Source organism: Acidovorax sp. KPB24-03, from assembly GCF_057546605.1.
Genome location: NZ_BAAJYR010000320.1, coordinates 1 through 4,093, shown reverse-complemented (window position 1 = coordinate 4,093; position 4,093 = coordinate 1). Strand labels below are relative to the sequence as shown.

Sequence of the window (4,093 nt, the reverse complement as noted above, 5' to 3'; positions counted from 1 at the left end):
CGCACCCGCACCGCCCCGTGGCCGTCGCCAGCGACGACCCGCTGCTGGGACCCGGCCTGCGCGACACGCTGGAAGCCCTGCTGCACGCGGCGGGCGAAGCGCCGGAGCCCGGCCTTCTCAAGGCACGGCTGGAGGGCCTGATCGGCCAGTTCTTCCTGCCGCAGGTCGCCACCCGGGCCCTGGCGCTGGCCCACCGCTACGTGGACTACCGCGTGGCGCTGGGGCGGCTGCAGGCGCCCGCCGATCTGCGCGATCCCCAGGCCCTGCGCCAGGCCCTGGCCGCGCGCCAGAAGGTGCGCATGGCCGCCTTCGAGCCGGACGAGTACCAGGCCCTGTTCGCCGCGGATGCGCAGATGGACGAATACCTGCTCTCCCGCCTGGAGATCGAGCGCGACCCGTCGCTCACGGCCGACCAGAAAAGCGCGGCCCTGCAGCAGGCCGAAAGCGCCCTCGCCCCCGCGTTGCAGGCGCAGCGCAGCGAAGCGGTGGCGCACGTGGGCCTGGCCCGGCAGACCGCGGACTTCGACGCCCAGGGCATGGACGCCACGGCCCGCTTCAATGTGCGCAGCGCGCAATACGGCAGCGAGGCCGCGCAGCGGCTGGCCCAGATGGACACGCAGGACCGGCAATGGCAGGGCCGGCTCGACCAATATCAGGCGGCAATGGGCTCAGGGTCTTCTTCGGCCCGGCTGGCGCAACTGCGGTCGGAGCTGTTCACGCCGCAGGAGCAACTGCGCCTGGAGGGCGCCCTGGCGCTGCGGGCGCTGCCCGCACAGGCTCGCTGACCGCCGGACAACCTTCGGCTGCGGCATTGCGGCCATTCATGCAGGTTTCCTGCAAAACGGCCCCGCCGGGGGCACGATTTTGCCCGAATGCTGAGTCTCTACGGCCTAAAGTGGATGGCAGACATTCATCCACGAACGGAGACGCCAATGAACGCAGCCTTGCCCGAGCAAGCCACGCAACAGACCGCCGCCTGGGAGAACCCCATGGGCACCGACGGTTTCGAATTCATCGAATACGCCGCACCCGATCCTCAGGCCATGGGCAAGGTGTTCGAAGGCATGGGCTTCAAGCCCGTGGCGCGGCACCGCCACAAGAACGTCACCCTGTACCGCCAGGGCGAGATCAACTTCATCATCAATGCCGAGCCCGACAGCTTCGCGCAGCGCTTTGCGCGCATGCACGGCCCCAGCGTCTGCGCCATCGCCTTCCGCGTGCATGATGCCAAGGCCGCCTACGAACGCGCCCTGGGGCTGGGCGCCTGGGGCTATGCCGGCACCGCCGGCCCGGGCGAGCTGAACATTCCCGCCATCAAGGGCATCGGCGACAGCCTGATCTATCTCGTGGACCGCTGGCGCGGCAAGGGCGGCGCGCAGCCCGGCGACATCGGCAACATCGGCTTCTTCGACGTGGACTTCGAACCGCTGCCCGGCGTGTCGGCCGAAGAGGCGCTCAACCCCCACGGCCATGGCCTGACCTACATCGACCACCTGACGCACAACGTGCACCGGGGCCGCATGAACGAATGGGCCGGGTTCTACGAGCGCCTGTTCGGCTTCCGCGAGATCAAGTACTTCGACATCGAAGGCCAGGTCACCGGCGTCAAGAGCAAGGCCATGACCAGCCCCTGCGGCAAGATCCGCATCCCGATCAACGAAGAGGGCAAGGAGAAGGCCGGCCAGATCCAGGAATACCTGGACATGTACAACGGCGAAGGCATCCAGCACATCGCCATGGGCTCGGACGACCTGTACGCCACGGTGGACGCACTGCGCGGCGCCGGCGTGCGCCTGCTGGACACCATCGACACCTACTACGAACTGGTGGACAAGCGGATTCCCGGCCACGGCGAGCCGCTGGCCGAACTGCACAAGCGCAAGATCCTCGTGGACGGAAAGAAGGACGCGCTGCTGCTGCAGATCTTCAGCGAGAACCAGCTCGGCCCCATCTTCTTCGAGTTCATCCAGCGCAAGGGCGACGACGGTTTCGGCAACGGCAACTTCAAGGCGCTGTTCGAGAGCATCGAGCTCGACCAGATGCGCCGCGGCGTGCTGAAGTCGGAATAGCACCGCCTGTAACCGAATGCAGCTTCACGGCGACGCATCTCTATACTGCGGCACGTCTTAGAACCGGAGGAGATACCGTGAAGCTATTGAGTGCCAGTGCCTATCTGGGGGGTGCATTGCTGTGCATGGCAGGACTTGCCGCGCACGCGCAGACCCCTTCCGCGCCGCTGAAGATCATCGTGCCCTACCCTGCGGGCGGGCCGGTCGATGCCTCGGCCCACATCGTTGCCGAAGGCGCCAAGGCGGCGCTGGGCAACGTGGCGGTGGAGAACAAGCCCGGCGCGGGCGGCAACGTCGGCGCCGATCTGGTGGCGAAAGCCCCGGCCGGCGGCAACCTGCTGGTGATGGGCGCGGTGGCCACGCATGCGGTGAACCCCTGGCTGTACAAGAACTTTCCGTACGACCCGATCAAGGACTTCAAGCCGATCGCCCTCGTCGCGCGCACGCCCAACGTGCTGGTGATGAGCGCCGAGCAGGCCAAGAGCCTGAACATCGGCAGCACGACCGACCTGGTGCAGTACCTCAAGAAGCACCCGGACCAGCTCAAGTACGGCTCGGGCGGCAACGGCAGCATCGGCCACATCGCGGCCGAGATGTTCAAGTCGCTGACCAACACGCGCATGGCGCACGTGCCGTTCCAGGGTTCGCCCCCGGCGCTCAAGGCGCTGCAGGCCCAGGAAGTGAGCCTGGTGTTCGACAACCTGGCTTCGTCGCTGCCGCTCATCAAGGCGGGCAAGCTGAAGGCGCTGGGCGTGACCTCGCTGGGCCGGGACGACGACCTGCCGGACGTGCGCAGCATCAACGACGAGGTGCAAGGCTTCAACGTGGTGACGTGGTTCGGGCTGTTCGCCCCGGTCGCGCTGCCCGATGCCGACGCCCGCCGCTACGCCATGGCCTTCAGCGCGGGCATGAAATCGCCGGCCAGCACGGAGCGCTTCAAGAAGATGGGCCTCGACCCCGAGGACCTGACGCTGGAGAGCTTCGGCCAGTTCGTGCGCTCGGAGCACAGCAAGTACGGTTTTCTGATCAAGGCCGCAAAGATCAAGATGGATTAGCCGCGGCCTGGGGCAGGACGCCCGGGGCTGCGGCATGGATACAAAAACCCAAGGAGCCAAGCATGGGACAGCCCCCCGTCGTCTACGGACAATCCGATCGCCCGCCCCGCGGCGACTACGCCCGCGCCAACGCCGACTACACCTGCGCGCAGGACTACGAGGCCTACACCGCGGCCGACCACGACACCTACCGGCGCCTGTACGAACGCCAGTCGGCACTGCTGCCGGGCCTGGCGAGCGATGCGTTCATCGAGGCCCTGCCCTCGCTCGGCGCGCGCGACCGCATTCCGCGCTTCGAGGAAGTGAACGAGCGCCTGTACAAGGCCACGCGCTGGGAACTGGTGGGCGTGCCGGGGCTGATCCCCGAGGTGCCGTTCTTCACGCTGCTGGCCAACCGCAAGTTCCCGGTGACCGACTGGATCCGCACGCCGCAGGAGTTCGACTACATCGTCGAGCCCGACATCTTCCATGACCTGTTCGGCCATGTGCCGCTGCTGTTCAACCCGGTCTTCGCCGACTACGTGCAGCGCTACGGCCAGGGCGGCCTCAAGGCCCACGGCCTGGGCGCCTGCGAGCTGCTGTCGCGCCTGTACTGGTACACGATCGAGTTCGGCCTGATCCGCCAGGACGATGGCCTGCGGGCCTATGGTGCGGGCATCCTGAGTTCTTCGGGCGAGCTGGCCCATTCGGTGCGCAGCCCCGAGCCGCAGCGCATTCCCCTGCAGCTGGAGCGCACCATGCGCACGCGCTACAAGATCGACACCTACCAGCAGACCTACTTCATCATCGACAGCTTCCAGCAGCTGTTCGACATGACCGCAGCCGACTTCGCCCCGATCTACGAGCGCCTCAAAGGCCAGCCCGAGTTCGCGGCCGACGAGCGCGAGGCCGTGCCGGCCTGACGGCGCGCACCCGGCCGGCCGCCGCTTCTTCGCACGCGGCGGCATGGCTTCGCGCCGGGGGCGGGGC

At 67.6% G+C, this 4,093-nt stretch carries 4 protein-coding genes; all 4 read left to right on the top strand.

All coding sequences use genetic code 11. The annotated features are described in order from the left end of the window. The coding region (locus AC27KI_RS20040; RefSeq protein ID WP_487115452.1) for a lipase secretion chaperone at nucleotides 1–785 on the top strand (785 nt) is incomplete at its 5' end. 147 nt (nucleotides 786–932) lie between these two features. Next, nucleotides 933–2,069 carry a 4-hydroxyphenylpyruvate dioxygenase gene (gene hppD, locus AC27KI_RS20035; RefSeq protein WP_284429697.1) on the top strand — a complete coding sequence of 379 codons (1,137 nt, stop codon included), beginning with the start codon at nucleotides 933–935 and terminating at the stop codon, nucleotides 2,067–2,069. Nucleotides 2,070–2,194: 125 nt separating this feature from the next. Further along, entirely contained in the window at nucleotides 2,195–3,124 is a 930-nt protein-coding gene (locus AC27KI_RS20030) for a Bug family tripartite tricarboxylate transporter substrate binding protein (protein ID WP_284430231.1), read from the top strand. A 62-nt stretch (nucleotides 3,125–3,186) separates the two neighbouring features. Then, nucleotides 3,187–4,026 carry a phenylalanine 4-monooxygenase gene (gene phhA / locus AC27KI_RS20025; protein ID WP_284425364.1) on the top strand — a complete coding sequence of 280 codons (840 nt, stop codon included), beginning with the start codon at nucleotides 3,187–3,189 and terminating at the stop codon, nucleotides 4,024–4,026. Nucleotides 4,027–4,093: the final 67 nt, after the last annotated feature.

Bases quoted from the DNA above. Each gene is read 5' to 3' on its own strand.
- phhA (WP_284425364.1), top strand. From the start codon at position 3,187: ATGGGACAGCCCCCCGTCGTCTACGGACAATCCGATCGCCCGCCCCGC.
- AC27KI_RS20030 (WP_284430231.1), top strand. From the start codon at position 2,195: ATGGCAGGACTTGCCGCGCACGCGCAGACCCCTTCCGCGCCGCTGAAG.
- hppD (WP_284429697.1), top strand. From the start codon at position 933: ATGAACGCAGCCTTGCCCGAGCAAGCCACGCAACAGACCGCCGCCTGG.